The sequence below is a fragment of the Stenotrophomonas sp. C9D9 genome, assembly GCF_056491205.1.
The window spans coordinates 686,982-710,143 of the sequence record NZ_JBSZIF010000004.1; the positions used below are offsets into that span (position 1 = coordinate 686,982).

The following is a 23,162-nucleotide window of genomic DNA, read 5'->3' on the forward strand; positions in this document are numbered from 1 at the left end:
TTTTCTGGTAGAGCCGGCCGCTGGCCGGCTTTTTCATGGCCTCCGGAAACAATCGCGTGGTTGCCGGCCAGCGGCCGGCACTACCGGTTGCCGATACAATCGCCGCATGTCGACCGAACTGAAAACCCACCAGCTGTCCATGACCGTGCTGATGTCGCCGGAGATGGCCAATTTCTCCGGCAAGGTCCACGGCGGCGCCATCCTGCGCCTGCTCGACCAGGTCGCCTACGCCTGTGCCAGCCGTTACGCCGGCAGCTACGTGGTCACCCTGTCGGTGGACCAGGTGATGTTCCGCCAGCCGATCGCGGTGGGCGAGCTGGTCACCTTCCTCGCCTCGGTGAACCATACCGGCACCTCGTCGATGGAGATCGGCATCAAGGTGGTGGCCGAGGACATCCTCAAGCGCAGCGTGCGCCACGCCAACAGCTGCTTCTTCACCATGGTGGCCGTGGATGAGGAAGGCCGGCCAACGCCGGTGCCGCCCCTGCAGCCGGTCACGTCGGACGAGAAGCGCCGCCAGGCAGCCGCACTGATCCGCCGCCAGCTGCGCCAGGAAATGGAGCAGCGCCATCTGGAACTGCTGGCGTCGAACCCGCCGTCGCCGGAAGAATGAGGGCGTGCGGGGCAAGCCCCGCACCCACCGAGGCAGATAGCGCCGGGCCATGCCCGGCGGATGCGGATCAACCCGTGTTCTGCACGCCCTGCGAAACACCGTTCACGCAGGCCACCAGCGCGCGCAGCAACTCGTCATCCTCGCGCCCGCTGGCCCGCCATCGCTGCAACAGGTCCACCTGCAGCACGCTGATCGGATCGACGTAGGGATTGCGCAGGCGGATCGACAGCGCCAGCCGCGCATCGTGGTCGAGCAGCGTCTTTTGGTCCATCAGCGCCAGCAGCCAGTGCCGGGTCAGTTCCAGTTCGCGTTGCACCTGCGGGAAGAAACGCTCGTGCAGGTCGCCCGACAACAGCGAGAACTGCTCGGCAATGGTGATATCGCCCTTGGACAACACCATCGCGATGTCGTCCAGGAACGTACGGAAAAACGGCCAGTCTCGCGCCATGTCGCGCAGGGTCTGTTCGTGGCCGGCATCAACCGCAGCTTGCAGGCCACTGCCCACGCCATACCAGCCGGGAATCACGGCGCGTGCCTGGCTCCAGGCGAACACCCACGGAATCGCACGCAGGTTGCCCAGTGCAGCGTCCTGGCCGAGCCGGCGCGATGGCCGCGAGCCCAGCGTCATCCGCTCGATCACGTCGATCGGCGTGGCGGTGCGGAAGTAGTCCATGAAGCCGGCCTGGCCAACGAACGCGCGATACACCTCGCTGCTGGCAGACGCCACCGCGTCCATCACCGGGCGCCACTCATCTTCGCGGGGTTCGGCGGCGCGCGGCCGCAGGCTGGCGCGCAGCACCGCACCGGTGGCCTGTTCCAGCGAGCGCAGCGCCAGTGCACGGATGCCGTATTTGCGATGGATCACCTCGCCCTGCTCGGTCACCCGCAGGCGGCCATCGATGCTGCCGCGCGGCGAGGCATCCACCGCGTGCGTGGTCTTGCCGCCACCGCGGCTGATCGAACCACCACGGCCATGGAAGAAGGTCAGGCGGATGCCGGCCTCGGCCGCCACCTCCAGCAGTTCCACCTGCGCTCGCTGCAGGCCCCACCGCGAAGCGGCGATGCCGCCGTCCTTGCTGCTGTCCGAATAGCCCAGCATCACCATCTGCACGTCATCACGTGCGTGCAGGTGTGCGCGATAGATCGGATCGGCCAGCAGGTCGCGCAGGGTCGCGGTGCCGCGCTTGAGGTCGTCCACGGTTTCGAACAATGGCGCAATATCCAGCGGCACCGAACCGCCCTCTTCCACCAGGCCGCCACGGCGTGCCAGCGCCAGTACCGCCAGCACATCGCTGCGGTCATGCGCCATCGAAATGATGTAGCTGCCCAGCGCATCGCCACCATGGCGCGCACGGGCATCGGCCAGTGCGGCGAACACGGCATCCAGTCGCCGGTTGCCTTCGTCGTCGCCCTTCGGCAACGGCGCGTCACCACTGGCATGCGGCGCCAGCAGCCGCGCGCGACCCAATGCATCCAGACCGTCCCACGCTGCGTCGCCGCCCAGCACGGTGGCCAGCGCGCGCGCGTGCACGCTCGATTCCTGGCGCACGTCCAACCGCGCCAGGTGGTAGCCGAAGGTCTTCACCCGCCATAGCAGGCGCTGCACGGCGAAGCCACCGGCATGTTCGCCGCGGTTCGCGCGCAGGCTGTCGAGGATCAGCTGCAGGTCGTCGATCAGTTCGTCAGGACCGGCGTAGGCGCCTTCGCCGTCATCCAACGTGGCCTGCAGGCGTGCGCGCATGCGGTCGTTGAGCAGGCGGTACGGCATGTCGGCGTGGCGCGGACGCGACTGCACCTGCGGCAGCAGCTGCTGGTAGTGCGCCACGCGCGCCTGCAGCACCTCGCTCACGCCCACCCGCTCGGTGGACTGGCTGAGCAGGCTGGCCAGCTGCAGCAGTTCCTTCTGGTAGCGCCCGAGTACCGCCTGCCGCTGCGCATCCAGCGTATTGCGGATGGTGTGGGCATCCACGTTCGGATTGCCGTCCATGTCACCGCCCACCCAGGTGCCGAATCGCAGCAGGCGTGGCAGCGGCAGTTCCTCGCCGTAGGTATCGCGCAGCGCCTGCTGCAGCGATTCGTACAGCACCGGGATCACCCGGTACAGCACCTGCACCAGATAGAAACCGACGTGCTCGCGCTCGTCATCCACGGTGGGCCGCACCGGCGAGGAATCGGTGGTCTGCCACGAAGCGGTCAGCGCCATGCGGAAGCGCGCGGCATCGGCGGCCGCTTCCCCCGGCGTGCGCCGGCCGTCGAGGTTGTCGACCAGGCTGGCCACCATCAGCTGCTCTTTCTCCAGCAGCGCGCGGCGCACGGCTTCGGTCGGGTGCGCGGTGAACACCGGTTCGATATCGATGCGGGGCAGCCACTGCGCCAGCTCGTCCAGGCCCACGCCCTGCGCCTTCAGGTGCTGCAGCGCATCCTGCAGGCCGTCGGGCTGCGCCCCGGCGGTACCGGCACGCTGGTAGTCACGGCGACGGCGGATGCGATGCACGCGCTCGGCGATGTTGACCACCTGGAAGTAGGTGCTGAAGGCCCGCACCATGGTCTCGGCCTGCTGCGGCGTGCGCCCGGCCAGGCCTTCGGCCAGCTCCGACAGTGGCGCCTGGTTCTCGCGCCGGGCGATGGCGCGGGTGCGCACGTCTTCGACATCGTCGAGGAAGGCTGCCGATACCTGCTCGACCAGCAGGTCACCGACCAGTGCGCCGAGCCGGCGCACGTCATCGCGAAGCGGAAGATCGGGGGAAGCAAACTCGATGCTGCTGCGGTACTCGTTCATCGGCGACGCACAGGCCTCGGTCAACGGATCCAGACCCCAAGCCTAAACCAGAACGGGCGTCGTGCTGCGATGCAAAAATGGTTTCATCTGGTAGTGCCGGCCGCTGGCCGGCAACCTCAGGTTGTGTGGCTCCATGAGGTTGCCGGCCAGCGGCCGGCACTACCGGGTCCGGTCAGCGCTTCTTCTTCGCCTTGCCCTGCCCAGCCGGGCCGATGGTCTGCTCCAGCCAGCGCTCGCTTTCGGCCAGCATGGTCATGATCGATTCGCGTGCGCGGTAGGCATGCGACTCATTCGGCAGCATCACCAGACGCGCGGTGCCGCCCAGGCCCTTCACCGCCGCGAACATGCGCTCGCTCTGGATCGGGAACGTGCCGGAGTTGTTGTCGTCCACGCCGTGGATGAACAGGATCGGATCCTTGATCCTGTCGGCGTAGTTGAACGGCGCCATCTTCTGGTAGACGTCCTGCGCCTGCCAGTAGTTGCGCTCCTCGGCCTGGAAGCCGAACGGGGTGAGCGTGCGGTTGTAGGCGCCGCTGCGCGCGATGCCCGCCTTGAACAGGCGCGTATGCGCCAGCAGGTTGGCGGTCATGAACGCACCGTAGGAATGGCCACCAATGGCGATGTGATCGCGGTCGGTCACGCCACGGCGCACCACTTCATCCACGGCGGCCTGCGCGTTGGCCACCAGCTGTTCGATGTAGGTGTCGTTCGGCTCCTTGTCACCCTCGCCGATGATCGGCATCGACGGGCTGGCCAGCACCACATACCCCTTGGCCAGGAACGCCTGCGGGCCCCAGTAGCTGACCGCATTGAAGCGGTACGGCGAATCGGTCACCTGGCTGGCCGCGGCCGCGCTCTTGAACTCACCCGGATAGGCCCACATCAGCAGGGGGCGCGGGCCGTCGCGCTTCGGGTCGTAGCCCGGCGGCAGCAGCAGGGTTGCGGTCAGGTCGACGCCGTCCTTGCGCTTGTAGCGGATCTGCTCCTTCTGCACGCCCTTCAGCTGCGGCAGCGGATGCGCGAAGTGGGTCAGCGCACGCGGCGCAGCACCGGCATCGGCCAGCGACTGCACGTAGAAGTTGGCCGGCTCGTCCGGGCTCTCGCGGCTCAGCAGCAGCGAACTGCCCTGGTTGTCCAGCAATGCCACCGGCAGCGAATAGCTCGGCGCCTGCGAGTGGAACAGGCGCGTTGCCTTGCCCGTGGCGATGTCGAAGCGGTCCACGAACGGACGGTCGCCTTCCGGCGAAGCGCCGGCACCGGCCAGGTACAGGCTGCTGCCATCGGGGCTGGTCTGCAGCAGCGAACGGCCCCGCTCATTACTGGCCAGCAGCGGCCGGCCCGGATCGGCATAGCGGTCTTGCGCATCGCGGTCCCACAGCAGGCGCGGTTCGGCGCTGGCATTGTCCGGGGCGATCAGCCAGGTCTTGGTCTTGCGGGTCTTCCACCACGATTCGGTCAGCAGGGCCAGGTCACCGCGGCCCCAGCTGATGCCGGCCAGGCGGCTGCCAAGCTGGGCCAGCGTCACCGGCGGCGTGTCGAACGGCGCGGCCTGCATCAGCACCGCATCGCGCACCTTGGCGTCCTTGTTCGGGTCGCCTCCATCCTGCGCTTCGGCCCAGACCAGGGTCGCTTCGGCATCACCACGCCAGCCGATGTCACGCACGCCGGTCACTTCGGCATCGTTGCCGGTCGGCAGGCCTTCCACCAGCGGACGTACGGCCACGGTATGCACCAGCTTGCCGCTGGCAAGGTCGATCACTTCGATGCGGCGCGGGAAGCTGCTCACCGGCACCACGTAGGAATACGGACGCTGCACCGGTTGGCGCAGCACGAAGCGGCCATCCGGCGACACCGAGAAGCCCATGAAGATGCCGGCCGCGCCGATCGCCCGGGTGGTGCCATCCAGGCTGACTTCCACCGGCTGGGTGGTGGCGTAGTAGTCGAACTGGCGCGCGTCGGCTTCGTTCTTCAGCAGGTCCTGGTAGGTACGGATCGACACCACGCCATCGCCCTGGCGGGTCTGCTGTACGGCGGGGCCGGTCGGGATGCCGTCGGCGGCCGGGGCCGCACCGAGGTTGGCCGGGCGGGTGAACACCACCAGCCCGCGGCTGTCCGGCAGCCACTGGTAGCCGCTGCCGATCACCGTGTTCAGGCCGGCAACGAGGCGGCGGGCACTGCCGCCGGCCACGTCCACCAGCCACAGTTCGTTGGCGCCGCTGGCGGCGTCGACCTGGTTGAAGGCCAGCCACTTCTGGTCCGGCGACCACATCACACTGGCGATCGACAGCTTGGCCGGCAGGCCGCCGATCGGCCGTTCCTTGCCATCAGCCACGTTCATCAGCCACAGCTTCTCGCCGAAGCTGAAGCGGCTGTCGGAGAACGTGCGCGGGTTGATGCGCAGGCCGGCCAGCTTCAGTTCCGGCTGCGCCACCACCTGGATCGACGGCAGCGACGGCATCTGCATCAACGCGGCCACGTCGCGGCGTGGCGACAGGTACAGCGACGGCGCGCGCGGTGCATCGACCACCGCCTGCAGCGCCGCCGACGGCAGTTCGTAGCCATTGACACCCTGGGCCTGCGTCGCCGCAGGCTGCGGGGCCACCGCCCAGGCCAGCGGGGCCACGGCCAGCAGTCCCATCGACAGGACCAGGCCGGTCCAGCGCCGCGTACGGCGCGCGTGCATGCTCATCGTTCCACCTGTGTGATGCGTGAAAACACCGACCTTAACAGGCCGTGCACGCCCGCCCATCTGCCGATGGTTGGGTCATCCGGATGTCACGCCGGGGCCGCGATATAATGGGGGTTCTCCCCTGCCGAGGGGCGCTGCGACCGGATCCCATGAGGCCCGGCCAGGCTCGGTGAGGTGGCTTTGTAACAACGGCGCCCGGCTAGATGCGAGCACCCTCTCGCCCACAACCGGAGCACACGAATGAATGCTGTTGCCAAGACCTTCTCCACCGAAGGTGATTACAAGATCCGCGACATCACGCTGGCCGACTGGGGCCGCAAGGAACTGGACATCGCCGAGCACGAAATGCCGGGCCTGATGTCGATCCGCCGCAAGTACCAGGCCGAGCTGCCGCTGAAGGGCGTGCGCGTGACCGGCTCGCTGCACATGACCATCCAGACCGCGGTGCTGATCGAGACCCTGAAGGACATCGGCGCTGACGTGCGCTGGGCCTCGTGCAACATCTTCTCGACCCAGGACCACGCGGCTGCCGCCATCGCCGCCACCGGCACCCCGGTGTTCGCCTGGAAGGGCGAGACCCTGGAAGAGTACTGGGACTGCACCCTGGACGCGCTGACCTTCACCCTGGCCGACGGCACCCTGACCGGCCCGGAGCTGGTGGTCGACGACGGCGGTGACGTGACCCTGCTGATCCACAAGGGCTACGAGCTGGAAAACGGCAGCGACTGGGTCAACACCGCCTCGTCCTCGCACGAAGAACAGGTCATCAAGAACCTGCTCAAGCGCGTCGCCAAGGAGCGCCCGGGTTACTGGGGCCGCGTGGTCAAGGACTGGAAGGGCGTCTCGGAAGAGACCACCACCGGCGTGCACCGCCTGTACCAGCTGGCCCAGGCCGGCACCCTGCTGATCCCGGCGATCAACGTCAACGACTCGGTCACCAAGAGCAAGTTCGACAACCTGTACGGCTGCCGCGAGTCGCTGGCCGACGGCCTGAAGCGCGCGATGGACGTGATGCTGGCCGGCAAGGTGGCCGTGGTCTGCGGCTACGGCGACGTCGGCAAGGGCTGCGCTGCATCGCTGCGTGCCTACGGCGCGCGCGTCATCGTCACCGAGATCGACCCGATCTGCGCCCTGCAGGCGGCGATGGAAGGCTATGAAGTCAACACCATCGAATCGACCCTGGGCCGTGCCGACCTGTACGTCACCACCACCGGCAACAAGGACATCATCCGCATCGAGCACCTGAGCGCGATGAAGGACCAGGCCATCGTCTGCAACATCGGCCACTTCGACAACGAGATCCAGGTCGACGCGCTGGTGTCGTTCGCCGGCGTCAAGCACGTCAACATCAAGCCGCAGGTGGACAAGTACATCTTCCCGAACGGCAACGCGATCTTCCTGCTGGCCGAAGGCCGCCTGGTGAACCTGGGCTGCGCCACCGGCCACCCGAGCTTCGTGATGTCCAACAGCTTCGCCAACCAGACCCTGGCACAGATCGACCTGTGGGCGAACAAGGACAGCTACGAGAAGAAGGTCTACCTGCTGCCGAAGAAGCTGGACGAAGAAGTGGCCCGCCTGCACCTGGAAAAGATCGGCGTGAAGCTGACCACCCTGAGCCAGGAACAGGCCGACTACATCGGCGTGCCGGTGGAAGGCCCGTTCAAGCCGGACCACTACCGCTACTGATCGTGCCGGGGTCGGATCCCTTTCCGCAGGAAAGGGCTCTGACCCCAGCAACGGAAGTAGAAAGAACGGGCGCCTTCGGGCGCCCGTTCTGCGTTTGCGTGTGGCCGTACACCACGTATCCACGCATGGCGTGGATCTACTGATCGTCCGGCCCCAGTAGATCCACGCCATGCGTGGATATCCCCGGCCAACCCCCGGTAGATCCACGCCATGCGTGGATGCTCCACCCGCAATAGCCTCGGTCAAGGCAACACCCCTGCCCCGCGCTAGGATGCACCCATGACCCCGGCCATCAACCTGCTCAAGCGCGAGAAGATCGCCCACACCGTGCGCAGCTACGTGCACGACGCCCACGCCGAATCCTATGGCGGCGAAGCCGTCGACAAGCTCGGCCTCGACCCCGCCCAGGTGTTCAAGACCCTGCTGGCCAGCACTGAAGCACATGAACTGCTGGTGGCAATCGTGCCGGTCGCCGGTCAGCTCGACCTGAAGGCGCTGGCCGAAGCCGCCGGCTGCAAGAAGTGCGAGATGGCCGCTGCTGATGCCGCACAGCGCGCGACCGGGTATCTGGTCGGTGGCATCAGCCCGCTGGGGCAGAAGAAGCGCCTGCGCACCTTCCTGGACGCCAGCGCCGAAGCGCTGCCCGCGCTGCATGTCAGCGCCGGGCGCCGCGGCCTCGAAGTGGAACTGGCACCGGCCGATCTGCTGCGGCTCACCGCCGGCCACTACGCTGCCATCGGCAAGTCACGCTGATGCGCTGGCCGTGGTCAGCAGCGCCGATACCCCGGCTCGACGATGCACAGGCCGACGTGCTGCTGCAGGACCTGTTGTCGCGCGACGGCACGCGCATCACCGATGCCGCACGCACGGTCGCACGGCTGTTCAGCGCGCCCTCGCTGGATGCATTGGCCGCATACGCGGAATTGATTGAACAGCGCTGCCAGGGCGTCGCGCTCGGCGGCATGCTGATCAGCAACCAGGCGCATCTGAAGGCGGCCCTGCGTCGGCTGCATTACTGGCACACACGCGAGGGGTGCCTGTGCGCGCTCAATCCCGGCTACCCGTTCTTCGATCCGCGTCGTCTGGTTGAACAGGGCCAGATGCAGCTGCGCTCGGTGGAAGAAGCCGAAGACGGCTGGGGGGATTGCCACATCGTTACGTGCGAACAGTGCGGCCAGCATTGGCGGGCCATCGACCGCGAGTACCACTACCCGTGGTGGGAGTGGATAGCCGTCTGACGCGACTGCAGCCACGCATGGCGTGGCTCTACTGCGGCCCGGTAGATCCACGCCACGCGTGGATGGCATGACCACGCGGAACCGCACCTTCATCAACCGCATTGCCACACGTAGATCCACGCCACGCGTGGATGGCGGTCACTCCACCAGCGCGTACCGCATCGGCACCCGCACGATGGTAAACTCCGGCACTGTGCTCTCTGCTTCGGCACGGACGAAAGGCCAGCCACGCAGCTCGTCCACCGCCGCTTCATCCAGCAGCGCATGGCCGCTGGATGTCTCCACGATCACGGCGGCAACCGTCCCCTTCGCATCAATCAATGCCTTCAGCAGGCTGCGCCCGGAAAGTCCCTGCTGCATGGCCGCCGGCGGATAGTGCGGCGACATGCCACGTGCCGGCTTCCACGCAACACCTTCGCCCGCGAACAGATCGCGGCTGCCGCGCGCCGCGCAGCGCTTCGGCAGGCGCAACTGCAGGGATAGCCGCGTATCGTCCACGCTCACCTCCGCCGGCGCCGCGCAGGCGTGTTGCGTGAGCACCTCCAGCATCTGCTGCTGCCGAAGCAACGCCCTGCCGTTGGCCGCCTTCACCTCCACCACGCAACGACCGTCCTTGGACTGCATCGACAATGCGGTCACCTCCGCATCGCGCAGCGCGGGAACGGCCGCCAACGGCGAGCATGCAATGTCGACAGATGGCTTCGCTGCCAGTACAGGGGAGGCGGGCAACGAGCCCGCCAGCAACACCAGGATCATCCTTGCCCAAGCCATGCCTTGCCCTCCATGGGTTTGCCTGGCCCGATCATAGAGCAGCCAGGCATGATCGGCCGCTATATCCCCCTCCAGGTTCAGGGCCGCCAGTTGGCGTTGTTCTCCCAGAACGCCACCGAGCGCTGGTAGGCTTCCCGATCCAGTGGCACGCCGGAACCGCCCTCCTCCACGCCCAGCGCATTGCGCATCATGGTGATCGGCGCCATCGGCACTTCTTCCGGTTCGGCGGTGTAGATGCAGCCGACGATGCCCCAGTCGGCCTCGATCGGTGAACCTTCCTTCGCCAGCTGCCCGGCGCTGTACAGGATCACCACCAGGTAGTTCGCACGCGGTGATTCCACGCCCTCGAACCAGCGCACCAGTACCGGCAGTTCCTCGCGGTTGCGCGCTTCGTAGCCGCTGCGCAGCTGGTGGCGGTTGGCCTCGGTGACCGGTACCGTCAGGCAGCGCGTGCTGGTCCAGTTCTCATAGACGAACAACTTGCAGAACGGGGCGTAGCCGTCGAGCACCTTCAGCGGCGCGTGCGCATTGAGGTGTGCCTCGAACTGCTCGGCAGTGCAGTCCTGGATGGTGTTGCCGCGCGGCACGCGCGGGAACAGGCGGGGACGGGCGAAATCGGTGAGGACGATGGACATGGCGCGGCGTGATCTGGGAATCCGCTGCACAGGGTAACCGCTGGCAGCGCCTACAACGCCATCCGCTCGCGCAGTTCACGCGCCTGCCGCCGCGACACCTCCACCTCGCTGCCATCATCCAGCGCCAGGTCGTAGCCGTCGCCGACGCTGGGCGACACCCCACGGATACGGCGCAGGTTGACCAGCGTGTTGCGGTTGGCGCGGAAGAAAAGATCCTGCGGCAGGCGTGCTTCCAGCGCGCTCAGGCTGCGGGTCAACAGGGCGTTCTGGTCGCGGAACCACAGCCGCGTGTAGTTGCCATCCACCACCAGCCGACGGATCTCGGAGACCGCCACGAACCAGCAGCGTTCACCCTCGCGCACGAACACCTGATCCTGCGCACCCAGCGTGCTTCGCAGTTCCGGCGCGCCGCTCGCCACCACGTCGCGCTCACGCGCCCGCTCCAGCGCTTCCAGCAGGCGCGGTGCCTCCACCGGCTTCACCAGATAGTCCAGCGCGTTGGCCTGGAATGCGCGTACCGCATAGGTGTCATAAGCGGTAACGAACACCACCGCCGGCACCGTCTCCAGTCCATCCAGCACATCGAAGCCGCTGCCGGAGGGCATCTGCACATCCAGCAGCACCAGGTCCGGCGCCAGCGTGGCGATCGCCTCGCGTGCGGCCGGCACATCGTCGGCCTCGCCCACGCACTGCACCCAGGGCAGCGCCGACAACAGCGTGCGCAGCTCCTGCCGCGCCAGCCGTGCGTCATCAACGATCAACACGCGCAGCATGCCACTCATTGCGGAATCTCCAGCAGGGCCTGCATGCGGTCACCGACCGGTTGCAGCACGAATCGGCCACGCATGCCCAGCTGTGCACGCAGGTAGGCCAGGCCGACGCCATGGCCATGGGTGGGGTTCGCTGCCGGTTGAAAGTGGATTGTCCACCTGCAACCGCAGCACGTCATTGTCCAGCGTGGCGCGGATCTGCACCTCGCCGCCGCCGGGGCGACTGGCGATGCCATGCTTGATCGCGTTCTCCACCAGCAACTGCAACGCCATCGCCGGCAGCTGTGCCTGCGTGGCATCGGCATCGATCTGCCGCCGCACCTGCAGGCGCTGTTCGAAATGGACCGCCTCGATGGCCAGGTAATCGTCGACCACCGCCAGCTCCTCGGCCAGCGTGACCTGCTCGCTGCGGTTGTGGGCCAGCGCCTGGCGCAGCGTGCGCGACAAGCGGGTGACCATGTCACGGGCCCGTTCCGGGTCTTCCAGGATCAGCGCACGCAGGTTGTTCAGCGCATTGAACATGAAGTGCGGGTTGAGCCGCGCACGCAACGCATCGCGCTCCAGCGCGCTGCGTTCGGCCTCGGCGCGCAGGCGGGCCAGCTCACTGTGGCGCGCCCGCCGCAGGCCGTGCAGGCCCGCCCACAACCCGGTCCACATCAGCAGGAACAGCGCGGTGTTCATCCAGTACACCAGCACCGAAGACCACTGGTAATCGGCATGGCCACCAGGCAGCTGCACCCAGCCCAGCGCCAGTGCCGGCAGCAGCAGCGCCGCCGTTACCGCCTGCGCGACGCTGGCCCCGACCACCACGCCGGCGGCCAGTTTCAGCACCAGGAAGCCCAGGCTTCCCTCCCACCAGCGCTGGCGCAGTGCAACCGAACGCAACGCGCCGCTGCACAGCCAGAGTGAGACCGCCACGCTGAGTGTGATCAGCACGATGCCGCTGAACACCACGCCGCCACCGATCCGCATTCCCACCCACAGCCCGTACATCGCATAGCCGGCCCATGCCAGTGCATTGAGCGTCCAGAAACGGCGGGAAGGCGTGGTGGCGTCCATGCGGGCTCTCGGTGGTGGCAGGAGGGCGGACAAGGGTCAGGGATGCGCGGCGAGGAAACGCTGCACCTGTTCCTGCAACCAGCGCGGATCATCCCACATCAGGAAGTGGAAACCCTGCGCGCTCATCGCGATCTGCACGCCCTGCAGTTTCGCGTACTGGGCCTGGAACACCGCCCGGGTGCCGTCCTCGGTGCCGCCCATCGGCTGGTAGCCGGCCCAGCTGCCGAGCACCAGCGTCGGCGCGGTGATCGAAGCGATGCTGTCGCGCAGGTCGGTGGTCATCACCGCATGCATGGCATCGGCCGTGGTCTGGCGGTCGCTGCCTTCGCCCCAGCGGCCCAGTTCGGCCTGGCGCTGCGGATCGCGGGTCAAGCCCGGCAGGCCCGCCTTCAGCTGCGCCTGCCATTGCGCGGCGTCGGCGGCCAGCATGCCCCTGCGCAGCTGGTCGGCCATCGGCCGCACGCTGTCAGCGGTGGCCTTGGGGTCACGCGCAGCCGGCAGGAATGGCAGGGCGTCGACCACCACCAGCGCGCTGACCGCGTTCGGCTCGGCCTGCGCCATCTGCAGGCCCAGCAGGCCACCGAGGCTGTGGCCGACCACCACCACCGGGCCCAGGTGCTGGTCGTGCAGGTAGGCCAGCAGCTGCCCGCGCATCGCCGGCAGGAAGTCGACCGGGCGCGGATCGGCCGCTGCCGCGCCGGCAAAGCCCGGCAGCTGCACCAGGTGGCACTGCACATCCTTCAGGGCCAGGCAGGTCTCGCGCCAGACCTCGGCGCTGCTGTTGAGGCCGGGGATCATCAGCAGCGGGCGGCCCTTGCCGACCACCTCGACCTGCACCCTGCCAGCGGTCGAGCCGGTGGCGGCATGCGCGGAACCGGAGCCGAGCACGGCCATCGCCATGCCGATCATTGCCAGCCGGGCCAGGGCCTTCATCGCGTACCAGAGTGCCAGGAAGATCTTCATCGTCTGCTCCTTCATCAGGTGGGTGGTGCCGGGATGGGATCAGCGTGCCGCCGGCCACGGCATCCGGGTTGCGATTCCGGAGCAGCGGCCGGTCAGCAGGGCGAACGGTCGCGCTCCACGGATGACCTGCCCTCACGCCTCAATCGCACATCCATCTTGATGAAGCGATATACTGATCCGCACCCGCCGCTGCCGCCCGTGCCATGACCGCCATCAGCTTCGAGTTCTATCCACCCAAGACCGACGAACAGCGCAGCCAGCTGGACCGCGCCGCGGCCAGGTTGAAGGACTACGGCCCCGAGTACGTGTCGTGCACCTTCGGTGCCGGTGGCTCGACCCTGAGCTACACCTCCGAGACCGTGCGCCACCTCAACCAGCACCATGGCTTCGATGCCGCACCGCATCTGTCCTGCGTCGGTGGCACCCGCCAGGAAATCCGCGAGCTGCTCAAGCTGTACCGCGCCATCGGCTGCCGCCGCCTGGTCGCGCTGCGCGGCGATCTGCCGTCGGGCATGGGCTTCCCCGGTGACATGCGCTATGCCGCCGAACTGATCGACTTCATCCGCGACGAGCACGGCGATGCGTTCCATATCGAAGTGGGCGCGTACCCCGAAACGCACCCGCAGGCTTCCGACGCACTGGCCGACCTGAAGCACTTCAAGGCCAAGATCGACGCCGGCGCCGACGCGGCGATCACCCAGTATTTCTACAACCCCGATGCGTACTTCCACTTCGTCGATGCCGTGCGCCGGCTCGGCGTGCAGGTACCGATCACGCCCGGCATCATGCCGATCGCCAACTTCAGCCAGCTGCGCCGCTTCTCCGAGCAGTGCGGTGCGGAAATCCCGCGCTGGATCAGCCGCAAGATGCAGGCCTATGGCGATGATGCCGAATCGGTGCGGGCGTTCGGTACCGAAGTGGTGGCCAAACTGTGCCAGCGCCTGATCGAGGGCGGCGCGCCGGGCCTGCACTTCTACACATTGAACCTGGCCAAGCCGACCACGTCGGTGTTGAAGCTGCTGCACGGCTGAAAGCACGCCATGCCACCGCGATCGGCGCTACCCTGCGTCGATGAAACGGTTTTCCTTCCTGCTGTTGCTGCTGTCGTTGTGTTCGGCATCGAGCGTGGTCCATGCGCAGTCCCCACGCTTGAACCGCTGCACCGACGCGCAGGGACAGAGCGTGTATACCGACCGTCCCTGCGACAGCGTTGGCGCCCAATCGCGACTACCACCGCCCGCGCCCACAGGCAGCACCCTACCGCGCGACACCCTGGGTGCGCGCTGCCCACGGCGCCTGAGCGAGCTGGTGGAGGCACTGCGCACCGGTATCGTCAGCCACGATGTGAACCGGCTGTCCTCGCTGTACCTGTGGGGTGCGGTCTCCGATGCGGGCGCGCAGCGCATCCTCGGTCAACTCGAATCGCTGGCACGACGGCCGCTGGTGGACGTGGTGCCGGTGTATCCGTCACAGGGGCTGGCGTCCTCGCAGGAGGAGGGTCAGAGCCCTGCGGCGCAGGGATCCGACCCTGAGCCGCCAGCGGCACGGCATCCGGTCGGCCTGCGCCTGGAGCAGACCTTGCCCGGCAGCGTGTCGCGCGCTTCGACCGTGCTGGGGTTGCGCCGGCAATACGGGTGTTTCTGGATCACGTTGTGATCGGGAGGGGTCGGATCTCGGCCATGGGGTCAGAGCCCTGCTGCGCAGGGATCTGACCCCGCGTGCGCGGCGTTACCCTGGCCACAACCCGCGAATCGCAGCGATGCCCTGCCCGCCATGCCGGCGCGCTTCGGCGATGTGGCCAGCGGCCATGCCGCCCAACGCGTAGATCGGCAGCGACACCTGCGCGCGCAGTGCGGCGAAGGCCTCCCAGCCCAGCGGCGCCGCTTCGGGATGGCTGGCCGTGGCCTGCACCGGGCCGAGCACCGCGAAGTCGCAGCCCAGCCGCTGCGCTGCCTGCAGCTGCTCCAGATCGTGGCAGGACGCGGCGACCAGCTGCCCTTCCGGCAAGGGCCGTTCCTGCAGGGCCAGCAATTGCTCGCTGCCCAGGTGCACGCCCACGCCCAGTGCGCGTGCCAACGCGATATCACGGTTCAGCAGCCACTGCACGCCGCGGCGATGCGCGCGCACGGCCTGTTCGATCATGGCCTGCCGCTGCGGATGTTCCGGCGGCAGGCGCAGCTGGATGCGCTGCTGGCCCGCCGCCACTGCCTGCTGCAGCCGGTCATGCCAGTGCTGCACGCCGCCGGCATCGTCGGCCGGCGCTGGCGTGATCAGGTAACGGTCCGGTTGGCGCAGTGCGGCCACCACCGGCAGGTCGGCCGGCGGCATCGAATAGCGGCCCAGCTTGTCCTGCGCCACCCAGGTGATCGCCTGGCCTTCGCGCCCGCGCGGTGTGCCCTTCCAGCTGCGCACGTGGCGCACTTCCAGGGTCAGGAGCTTGTCTGGATAACGCTGCGGCACGTCCATCAGCCAGGGCCCGACATCGGCCTCGATGCCCAGCTCTTCGCGCAGTTCACGCACCAGCGCCTGTTCGGAGGTCTCGCCGGATTCGCGCTTGCCGCCGGGGAACTCCCACAGACCGGCCATGTCGCGATTCTCGGTACGGCGGTTGAGCAGCACGCGGCCACGGGCGTCGGTGATGACGGCGGCCACGACATGGATCGATCGGGTGGGGGAAGGCATGGGGGAAGCATGCCCAGAACAGGGCGGGCCACGCAATCTCGGATCCGGCCGGATCAGCCCCGCGAAACAGCCGCCATGAAAGAAAAGCCCCGCTTGCGCGGGGCCTTTCGGGGTCAGCTCAGCTGGCCGTGGCAGTGCTTGTACTTCTTGCCACTGCCGCACGGGCACGGATCGTTGCGGCCGATCTTCGGCTCGTCGCGCTGCAGCGTGGCCACGCCCTGCTGGGCGGCTTCGACCTGCGCGGCTTCCTCGTCGGCGCTGTAGCCGCCCGCATCCTGGTGCTGGAACTGCGACTGGCTCAGGCGCGCCTGCACCTGCTGGCGCTCGGCCGCTTCCAGGGCCTGCACTTCCTCGTCGCTGCGGATACGCACGCGGGCCAGCAGGGTCACCACTTCGCGCTTGACGTTCTCCAGCATGTCCGAGAACAGCTCGAAGGCTTCCTTCTTGTATTCCTGCTTCGGCTGCTTCTGCGCGTAACCACGCAGGTAGATGCCCTGGCGCAGGTAATCCATGCGCGCCAGGTGCTCCTTCCAGCTCTGGTCCAGCACGGTCAGCATCACGTGCTTCTCCAGCGCGCGCATGGTCTCTTCGCCCAGGCCGGCTTCCTTCTCGGCGAAGTGCTGGTTGACGCGCTCCTGGACCTTGGTGGCGATGGCCTCTGCGTCCAGCTCTTCGTGTTCCTTGACCAGGTCGGTCAGCGACATCTGCAGGCCGAAGTCCGACTCCAGGGTCGCTTCCAGGCCGCGCAGGTCCCACTGCTCGTCGATCGAGTTCGGCGGCACGAAGCGCGCAACGATGTCGAAGATCACGTCGTCGCGGATGCCATCGACATTCGCCTTCACCGACTCGGCATCCAGCAGCTCGTCGCGCTGGGCGTAGATCACCTTGCGCTGGTCGTTGTTGACGTCGTCGAAGTCCAGCAGGTTCTTGCGGATGTCGAAGTTGTGGGCCTCGACCTTGCGCTGCGCCTTCTCGATCTGGCGGCTGACCAGGCGGTCCTCGATGACGTCGTCTTCCTTCATGCCCATCATGCGCATGGCCTTCTGCACCCAGTCGGAGGCGAAGATGCGCATCAGGTTGTCTTCCAGCGACAGGTAGAAGCGGGACGAACCCGGGTCACCCTGGCGGCCCGAACGGCCACGCAGCTGGTTGTCGATACGGCGCGATTCATGGCGCTCGGTGCCGACGATGTGCAGGCCGCCCGCGGCCTTCACTGCATCGTGGCGCTTCTGCCATTCGGCCTTGACTGCGGCCTTCTGCTCGTCGGTCGCGTCCTCGCCCAGGGCGTGGATCTCGGCTTCCAGCGAACCGCCCAGCACGATGTCGGTACCACGGCCGGCCATGTTGGTGGCGATGGTCACGGCGGCCGGACGGCCGGCATTGGCGACGATGGTCGCTTCGCGGTCATGCTGCTTGGCGTTGAGCACTTCGTGCTTCACGCCGGCCTTGCTCAGGTGCTCGGACAGCATTTCCGAGGTTTCGATCGAGGTGGTACCCACCAGCACCGGCTGGCCGCGCTTGGCGCACTCTTCGATGTCGGCCAGCACCGCATTGAACTTGCCCTTGCGGTTGAGGAACACCTGGTCCGGGCTGTCCTTGCGGATGGTCGGGCGGTTGGTCGGGATCACCACCACTTCCAGGCCGTAGATGCTCTGGAATTCGAACGCTTCGGTATCGGCCGTACCGGTCATGCCGGACAGCTTCTTGTACATGCGGAACAGGTTCTGGAAGGTGATGCTCGCCAGCGTCTGGTTCTCGCGCTGGACCGGCACGCCTTCCTTCGCTTCCACCGCCTGGTGCAGGCCGTCGGACCAGCGGCGGCCGGCCAGGGTACGGCCGGTGAACTCGTCGACGATGACCACTTCGCCGTCGCGCACGATGTAGTCCACGTCACGCTGGTAGATCGCGTGCGCGCGCAGGGCGGCATTGAGGTGGTGGACCACGGTCAGGTTCTGCGCCGCGTACAGGCCTTCGGTCTCGCCGTCGAGGATGCCGGCGTCGACCAGCAGCTGCTCGGCGTGCTCCATGCCCGCTTCGGACAGATGCACCTGCTTGCCCTTCTCGTCCACCCAGAAATCGCCTTCGCCGTCTTCCGCTTCCTGCTTGACCAGGTGCGGCACGACGCGGTTGACGCGGATGTACAGCTCCGGGGAATCATCGGCCGGGCCCGAGATGATCAGCGGGGTACGCGCTTCGTCGATCAGGATGGAGTCGACTTCGTCGACGATGGCGTAGTGCAGGCCGCGCTGGTAGCGGTCGGCCTTGGACAGCGCCATGTTGTCGCGCAGGTAGTCGAAACCGAATTCGTTGTTGGTGCCGTAGGTGATGTCGGCCGCGTAGGCTTCGCGCTTGTCGCTGTGCGGCATGCCCGGGTACACCACGCCCACGCTCAGGCCCAGCCAGTTGTACAGCTTGCCCATCTGCGCGGCGTCGCGGCGGGCCAGGTAGTCGTTCACGGTGACCACGTGCACGCCCTTGCCTTCCAGCGCGTTGAGGTACACCGGCAGGGTCGCCACCAGGGTCTTGCCTTCACCGGTGCGCATTTCTGCGATCTTGCCCAGGTGAAGCACCATGCCGCCGATCAGCTGCACGTCGTAGTGGCGCATGCCCAGCACGCGGCGACCGGCTTCGCGGCAGACCGCGAACGCTTCCGGCAGCACCTTGTCCAGGGCTTCACCGCCGGCGATGCGCTGCTTGAACTCCGGCGTCTTGGCCTGAAGCTGCTCGTCGGAAAGCTTCTCGATCTCCGGCTCCAGCGCATTGATCTTGGCGACGATGCGGTTGAGCTGGCGCAGCTGTCGTTCGTTACGACTGCCAAATACGCGGGTAAGCAGGCTGTTGATCATTGAAGGAACCGGGTTGGATGGACACGACGCCCGGCCTCCCCCTTGGGATCCGTCCGCCGCAAACGAAACAGGGCGCCTGGCGCCCTGTCGATGGCAACACCCATTGTAGCTTGGGACGGCCGGCTGAGGTTTCAAGCGCCAATCCGGTCGCAATCGCCCCGGATTCGGCAAAGAAACACGGATGCGGGGTCGGATCCCTTTCGCCGTGGCGAAAGGGCTCAGACCCCAGCCCTCAACCGCATCGGGTCAGAGCCCGTCCGCGGCGCGGAAGGGATCCGACCCGGGCATCAGCCGCGGCTGATCCGGCCGACCGGCGTGTTGCCGCCGTCGCCGAGGAACTTGCGCGGGTTGACCACGTTGCCGTTTTCCCACACTTCGAAGTGCACGTGGGCACCGGTCGAACGCCCGGTGGAACCGGCCTTGGCCACTTCCTGGCCGGCACGGACCAGGTCACCGGCCTTCACCACCAGGCGCGAATTGTGCGCGTAGCGGGTGACGTAGCCGTTACCGTGGTCGACATCGACCACGTTGCCGTAGCCGCCCTTCACGCCGGCGAAGCTGACCACGCCTTCGGCGACGGCCATCACCGGGTCACCGACCTTGGCGTGGAAGTCCATGCCCTTGTGGGTGGCGGCACCGCGGCCGAACGGGTCGGCACGGGTGCCGAAGCCGGAGGTCACGTAGCTGTTGCGGATCGGCATGCGCGAGGGCACGGCGTTCTGCTGCAGTTGGTGGTCGAACATCAGCGATTCCATCACCGACAACTGGCGGCCTGAAGCAGCAAAGCGCTGCTCCAGCACCTGTAAGTCGGCGTTGACGTCCTTGACCGGGATGTCACTGGTCGGGCCGCCTGCGTCGCCGTCACCGAGGCCGGGGGTCTCGTTGAAGTCGAACTCGCCGTCTTCCAGCTTGCCCATCTGGGTCAGCCGTTCGCCGAGGGCGTTGAGGCGGGTGGCCTGGGCCTGCAGCTCGCCGAGGCGGGCGGCCAGCGCGTTGACCTGGGTCTGCGCATCGCGCTTGACCTTGGCCAGCTCCGCATCCTGGCGGTCGACCTTGGCCTGCAGGCGCGAATCATTCAGCGCACTGGCGCCAATGCCGCCGGCAAGGCCGATAATGCAGCCTACCCCGAGCACGCTGCCCAGCAGGGCACGGGGGCGGTCCTCGAAATAGAACCGCAAACGCGCGATCGGCGACGCCTTGGCCTGTCCTTCACGCGTTTTGATTACGATCTTTTTGAATGCCATCAGTGAGTTTTCATGTCTGAGCCGAAATCCAGCGTTCGCCCCGCGTCAGTGCCGAAACCGGCGCTGGATGCGGTGATGGCGGACAAAAGCGGGAACCCGCTGCGGCGTGCCTTGTGGCTCGACGCGCTGGACCGTCAGTTGCGCCCCCAGTTGCCGCCACCTCTGCGCAGCCGTTGCCGGCTGGCCAATGTGGACGGGGAACACCTCGTTTTTCTCGTCGAGTCCCCGGTCTGGCATGCCAAGTTGCGGCTTGCCGAAGCCCAGTTGCTCGACGCGGCCCGTTCCATCGGGCTGAAGGCCACCAGGGTGACCATCAAGACTGCGTCCACCACTCCCTCACGCTCCCCAGCGATCGACAACCGGAATGGCCCCCACGCAGTTTCAGCCGCCACGCACAAAGGGCTACGCGACGCCTTGGCTTGCCTGCAGGACATTCCCTCGAAGCCGAAGAAACGGTCCTGATGGCAACGGAGCATCCGGCTCCGCTCCCCGTCGCGCGTGTCACCACGGCGTGAAACATTTCGGGGGCCGGGTCGCATCCTAGCTGCCATCCGGGGGCCTGTCGTTAGATTGGAGTTAAAACTTCGTTAAATTCAGGCTTCCGATCCAACAGGTTCACAAAACCGTGACCTTGAACCGGCCTTGACGCCTTTCAAGCACGCTGAATGCGTCGCCGGCGCCGGAAACAACAACGCCGCCCTGGAAGGCGGCGTTTTTATCTTGAAATTCAACGATCTACGGAATCAGGCGTAGGCCGGGGTGGCATATTCCACCGGATCCGGGGTGGCCGGCGAGTCGAAGCTGACCCATTCCCAGGCGCTGGCGTCGGCCATCAGGGCCCGCACCAGCTTGTTGTTGAGCGCGTGACCGGACTTGAAGCCCTCGTAGGCGCCCAGCACCTGGCCACCGGCCAGGTAGAGGTCGCCGATGGCATCAAGGATCTTGTGGCGCACGAATTCGTCGGCGTAGCGCAGGCCGTCTTCGTTGAGCACGCGGAACTCGTCCAGCACGATGGCGTTGTCCATCGAACCGCCCAGGCCCAGGTTGCGCTCGCGCATGTATTCCAGGTCGCGCATGAAGCCGAAGGTGCGCGCGCGGGAAATTTCCTTGGTGTAGGCCAGCGTCGAGAACTCGATTTCCTGGCGCGACTGCTTGGCCGGGATCATCGGGTGGTCGAACTGGATGGTGAAGCCCAGCTTGTAGCCCTCGTACGGGGTGAATCGGGCCACCTTGTCGCCCTCGGTCACTTCCACGGTCTTCAGCACGCGGATGAAGCGCTTGGGCGCATCCTGTTCCACGATGCCTGCCGACTGCAGCAGGAACACGAACGGGCCGGCCGAACCGTCCATGATCGGCAGCTCGGCCGAGGACAGTTCAACGATGATGTTGTCCACACCCAGGCCGGCCAGCGCCGACATCAAGTGCTCGACGGTCTGGATCTTGGCGTCGTTGCAGGTCAGGCCGGTGCACAGGGTCACTTCGGTGACCAGTTCGGCCTTGGCCGGTACTTCCACGACCGGGTCCAGGTCCACGCGGCGGAACACGATGCCATGGTTGACCGGTGCCGGGCGCAGGGTCATGTAGACCTTGTCACCGCTGTGCAGGCCAACGCCGGTGGCGCGGATCGTGTTCTTGAGGGTGCGTTGCTGGATCATGGGGGATGGACCGGAAGTGACACATTAGATTAACACGCGCACTCCCCTACCCTGGCTGAAACGTCAGATGCAGCCACCGGCAGGACGCACCGGCACGCCGCGGGGACGCGCGTGAAGCAGGGCGGCCGGGCCCATCCTGGCCCGGCGCCCGCGTTTTCAGGACATGGTGACGCAACCCGGGGAGGACAACCCCGGGCCGCCCCGCTTAGTCCGCCTGGCGGCGCAGGAACGCCGGGATGTCCAGGTAATCGTTCGGCAGCTCCGCCGCCGCCGGGGCCGAAGCGGCCGGGGCCGACGGTGCGGAGGCCGCTGCGGTATCGCTGCTGGCGCGACGCAGGCCCAGGCCCATGCCGCCCACCGCCTTGGAGACGGCATCGCCGCCGTTGTCGAACTCGCCGAACTCCGGCTGGCCGGTGGTGGCGTTGCGGACCAGCTTGATCGGCGCACGCTCGCCCGGACGCTGGGTCTTGCTGGCCGAGACGCGGTTCAGGCCAGTGGCCACCACGGTCACGCGCACTTCGTCCTGCATGTCCGGGTCCAGCACGGTGCCGACCACCACGGTGGCGTCTTCGGAAGCGAAGCCATCGATGGTGCGGCCGATCTCGTCGAACTCGGCCATGGTGAAGTCGGCACCGGCGGTGATGTTGACCAGGATGCCGTTGGCGCCGGCCAGGTTCACATCGTCCAGCAGCGGGTTCTGGATCGCCGATTCGGCAGCGGCCTGGGCGCGGTCATCGCCACGGGCGGTGCCGGTACCCATCATCGCCAGGCCCATTTCGGACATGACGGTGCGCACGTCGGCGAAGTCGACGTTGATCAGGCCCGGACGCACGATCAGGTCGGCGATGCCCTGCACGGCGCCCTGCAGCACGTCGTTGGCAGCGCGGAAGGCCTGGATCATGGTCGCGTTGCGACCCAGCACGGTGATCAGCTTCTCGTTCGGGATGGTGATCAGCGAGTCGCAGTGCTGGCTCAGTTCCTCGATGCCCTTCAGCGCCACCTGCATGCGGCGACGGCCTTCGAACGGGAACGGCTTGGTGACCACGGCCACGGTCAGGATGCCCATTTCCTTGGCCAGCTGTGCCACCACCGGCGCGGCGCCGGTGCCGGTGCCGCCGCCCATGCCGGCGGTGATGAACACCATGTCAGCGCCCTGCAGCGCGTCCATGATGCGCTCACGGTCTTCCAGCGCGGCCTGGCGGCCGACTTCCGGGTTCGCGCCTGCGCCCAGGCCCTTGGTCACGTTGGTACCCAGCTGCAGCTGCAGCTTGGCACCACAATTCTTGATGGCCTGCGAGTCGGTGTTGGCGGTGATGAATTCCACGCCATCCACCGCCGAGTTGACCATGTGCGCCACGGCATTGCCGCCGCCGCCGCCCACGCCAACCACCTTGATCACCGCATTGGGTGCCATCTTTTCGATCAGTTCAAAATGCGCCATGTCCGTGTCCTCGTTGTATCCGCTTTGGCTGGCATGGGCATTCGGGCGTCCTGCCGTCCTGCTGCATGCCGACGTTGCGGCTGTGTGGGTT

18 protein-coding genes, 1 pseudogene and 1 riboswitch are annotated in these 23,162 nt (G+C 67.0%); of the genes and pseudogenes, 7 read left to right on the top strand and 12 right to left on the bottom strand.

What is annotated here, in order from left to right; translation table 11 throughout:
* Window positions 1-106 precede the first annotated feature (106 nt).
* Window positions 107-613: an acyl-CoA thioesterase gene (locus ACXI0D_RS08680; RefSeq protein WP_014036006.1), complete on the top strand. Its 507-nt coding sequence runs from the start codon at window positions 107-109 to the stop codon at window positions 611-613.
* A gap of 67 nt (window positions 614-680) precedes the next feature.
* Here the strand turns inward: ACXI0D_RS08680 and ppc are convergent, their stop codons facing one another.
* Window positions 681-3,392 (bottom strand): phosphoenolpyruvate carboxylase, encoded by a 2,712-nt coding sequence (ppc, locus tag ACXI0D_RS08685; RefSeq protein ID WP_479642743.1) that lies wholly within the window; start codon window positions 3,390-3,392, stop codon window positions 681-683.
* Between the two features lie 172 nt (window positions 3,393-3,564).
* Complete coding sequence (locus tag ACXI0D_RS08690) at window positions 3,565-6,081, bottom strand: S9 family peptidase (protein ID WP_479642486.1); 2,517 nt, start codon at window positions 6,079-6,081, stop codon at window positions 3,565-3,567.
* Between the two features lie 120 nt (window positions 6,082-6,201).
* Window positions 6,202-6,285, top strand: a riboswitch (S-adenosyl-L-homocysteine riboswitch).
* Between the two features lie 36 nt (window positions 6,286-6,321).
* Here ACXI0D_RS08690 and ahcY point away from each other — a divergent pair.
* The 3 genes from ahcY (at window position 6,322) to ACXI0D_RS08705 (ending at window position 9,005) form a co-directional block, all read left to right on the top strand.
* On the top strand, window positions 6,322-7,767 hold the full coding sequence (ahcY, locus tag ACXI0D_RS08695; RefSeq protein WP_075675352.1) for an adenosylhomocysteinase: 1,446 nt from the start codon (window positions 6,322-6,324) through the stop codon (window positions 7,765-7,767).
* A 279-nt stretch (window positions 7,768-8,046) separates the two neighbouring features.
* Entirely contained in the window at window positions 8,047-8,520 is a 474-nt protein-coding gene (gene ybaK, locus ACXI0D_RS08700) for a Cys-tRNA(Pro) deacylase (protein ID WP_014645957.1), read from the top strand.
* Window positions 8,520-9,005 (top strand): hypothetical protein, encoded by a 486-nt coding sequence (locus tag ACXI0D_RS08705; RefSeq protein ID WP_479642487.1) that lies wholly within the window; start codon window positions 8,520-8,522, stop codon window positions 9,003-9,005. The genes ybaK and ACXI0D_RS08705 overlap by 1 nt, the downstream gene beginning before the upstream one ends.
* A gap of 138 nt (window positions 9,006-9,143) precedes the next feature.
* Here the strand turns inward: ACXI0D_RS08705 and ACXI0D_RS08710 are convergent, their stop codons facing one another.
* The 5 genes and pseudogenes from ACXI0D_RS08710 to ACXI0D_RS08730 form a co-directional block, all read right to left on the bottom strand.
* Complete coding sequence (locus ACXI0D_RS08710; protein ID WP_479642488.1) at window positions 9,144-9,761, bottom strand: energy transducer TonB; 618 nt, start codon at window positions 9,759-9,761, stop codon at window positions 9,144-9,146.
* 92 nt (window positions 9,762-9,853) lie between these two features.
* The gene (locus ACXI0D_RS08715; RefSeq protein ID WP_049425078.1) at window positions 9,854-10,411 is read right to left on the bottom strand and encodes a DUF3228 family protein; all 558 of its coding nucleotides are present in this window, start codon (window positions 10,409-10,411) and stop codon (window positions 9,854-9,856) included.
* Window positions 10,412-10,461: 50 nt separating this feature from the next.
* The gene (locus ACXI0D_RS08720; RefSeq protein ID WP_479642489.1) at window positions 10,462-11,193 is read right to left on the bottom strand and encodes a LytR/AlgR family response regulator transcription factor; all 732 of its coding nucleotides are present in this window, start codon (window positions 11,191-11,193) and stop codon (window positions 10,462-10,464) included.
* A pseudogene (locus tag ACXI0D_RS08725) lies at window positions 11,190-12,240 on the bottom strand (sensor histidine kinase). The gene ACXI0D_RS08720 and the pseudogene ACXI0D_RS08725 overlap by 4 nt, the downstream one beginning before the upstream one ends.
* A 36-nt stretch (window positions 12,241-12,276) precedes the next feature.
* Window positions 12,277-13,203: an alpha/beta fold hydrolase gene (locus ACXI0D_RS08730; RefSeq protein ID WP_479642490.1), complete on the bottom strand. Its 927-nt coding sequence runs from the start codon at window positions 13,201-13,203 to the stop codon at window positions 12,277-12,279.
* 203 nt (window positions 13,204-13,406) lie between these two features.
* Between ACXI0D_RS08730 and metF the strand changes: the two genes are divergently transcribed.
* Window positions 13,407-14,234, top strand: a complete 828-nt coding sequence (metF, locus tag ACXI0D_RS08735; protein WP_049444801.1) for a methylenetetrahydrofolate reductase [NAD(P)H] — start codon at window positions 13,407-13,409, stop codon at window positions 14,232-14,234.
* Between the two features lie 40 nt (window positions 14,235-14,274).
* Complete coding sequence (locus ACXI0D_RS08740; protein ID WP_049444804.1) at window positions 14,275-14,859, top strand: DUF4124 domain-containing protein; 585 nt, start codon at window positions 14,275-14,277, stop codon at window positions 14,857-14,859.
* Between the two features lie 72 nt (window positions 14,860-14,931).
* Here the strand turns inward: ACXI0D_RS08740 and ACXI0D_RS08745 are convergent, their stop codons facing one another.
* The 3 genes from ACXI0D_RS08745 to ACXI0D_RS08755 all read right to left on the bottom strand — a co-directional run bounded on the left by ACXI0D_RS08745 (window position 14,932) and on the right by ACXI0D_RS08755 (window position 19,975).
* Window positions 14,932-15,885 carry a Nudix family hydrolase gene (locus ACXI0D_RS08745; RefSeq protein ID WP_049444805.1) on the bottom strand — a complete coding sequence of 318 codons (954 nt, stop codon included), beginning with the start codon at window positions 15,883-15,885 and terminating at the stop codon, window positions 14,932-14,934.
* Window positions 15,886-15,998: 113 nt separating this feature from the next.
* The gene (gene secA / locus ACXI0D_RS08750; RefSeq protein ID WP_014035991.1) at window positions 15,999-18,731 is read right to left on the bottom strand and encodes a preprotein translocase subunit SecA; all 2,733 of its coding nucleotides are present in this window, start codon (window positions 18,729-18,731) and stop codon (window positions 15,999-16,001) included.
* A 287-nt stretch (window positions 18,732-19,018) separates the two neighbouring features.
* Window positions 19,019-19,975, bottom strand: a complete 957-nt coding sequence (locus ACXI0D_RS08755) for a M23 family metallopeptidase (protein ID WP_049443148.1) — start codon at window positions 19,973-19,975, stop codon at window positions 19,019-19,021.
* Window positions 19,976-19,987: 12 nt separating this feature from the next.
* On the opposite strand from ACXI0D_RS08755, the gene ACXI0D_RS08760 reads away from it, so the two are divergent.
* On the top strand, window positions 19,988-20,437 hold the full coding sequence (locus ACXI0D_RS08760; RefSeq protein WP_014035989.1) for a DciA family protein: 450 nt from the start codon (window positions 19,988-19,990) through the stop codon (window positions 20,435-20,437).
* A 281-nt stretch (window positions 20,438-20,718) separates the two neighbouring features.
* Here the strand turns inward: ACXI0D_RS08760 and lpxC are convergent, their stop codons facing one another.
* A complete protein-coding gene (gene lpxC / locus ACXI0D_RS08765) occupies window positions 20,719-21,630 on the bottom strand; it encodes a UDP-3-O-acyl-N-acetylglucosamine deacetylase (RefSeq protein WP_008267619.1) in 912 nt (303 codons plus the stop codon).
* A 205-nt stretch (window positions 21,631-21,835) separates the two neighbouring features.
* On the bottom strand, window positions 21,836-23,071 hold the full coding sequence (ftsZ, locus tag ACXI0D_RS08770) for a cell division protein FtsZ (RefSeq protein WP_005415297.1): 1,236 nt from the start codon (window positions 23,069-23,071) through the stop codon (window positions 21,836-21,838).
* Between the last annotated feature and the right edge of the window lie 91 nt (window positions 23,072-23,162).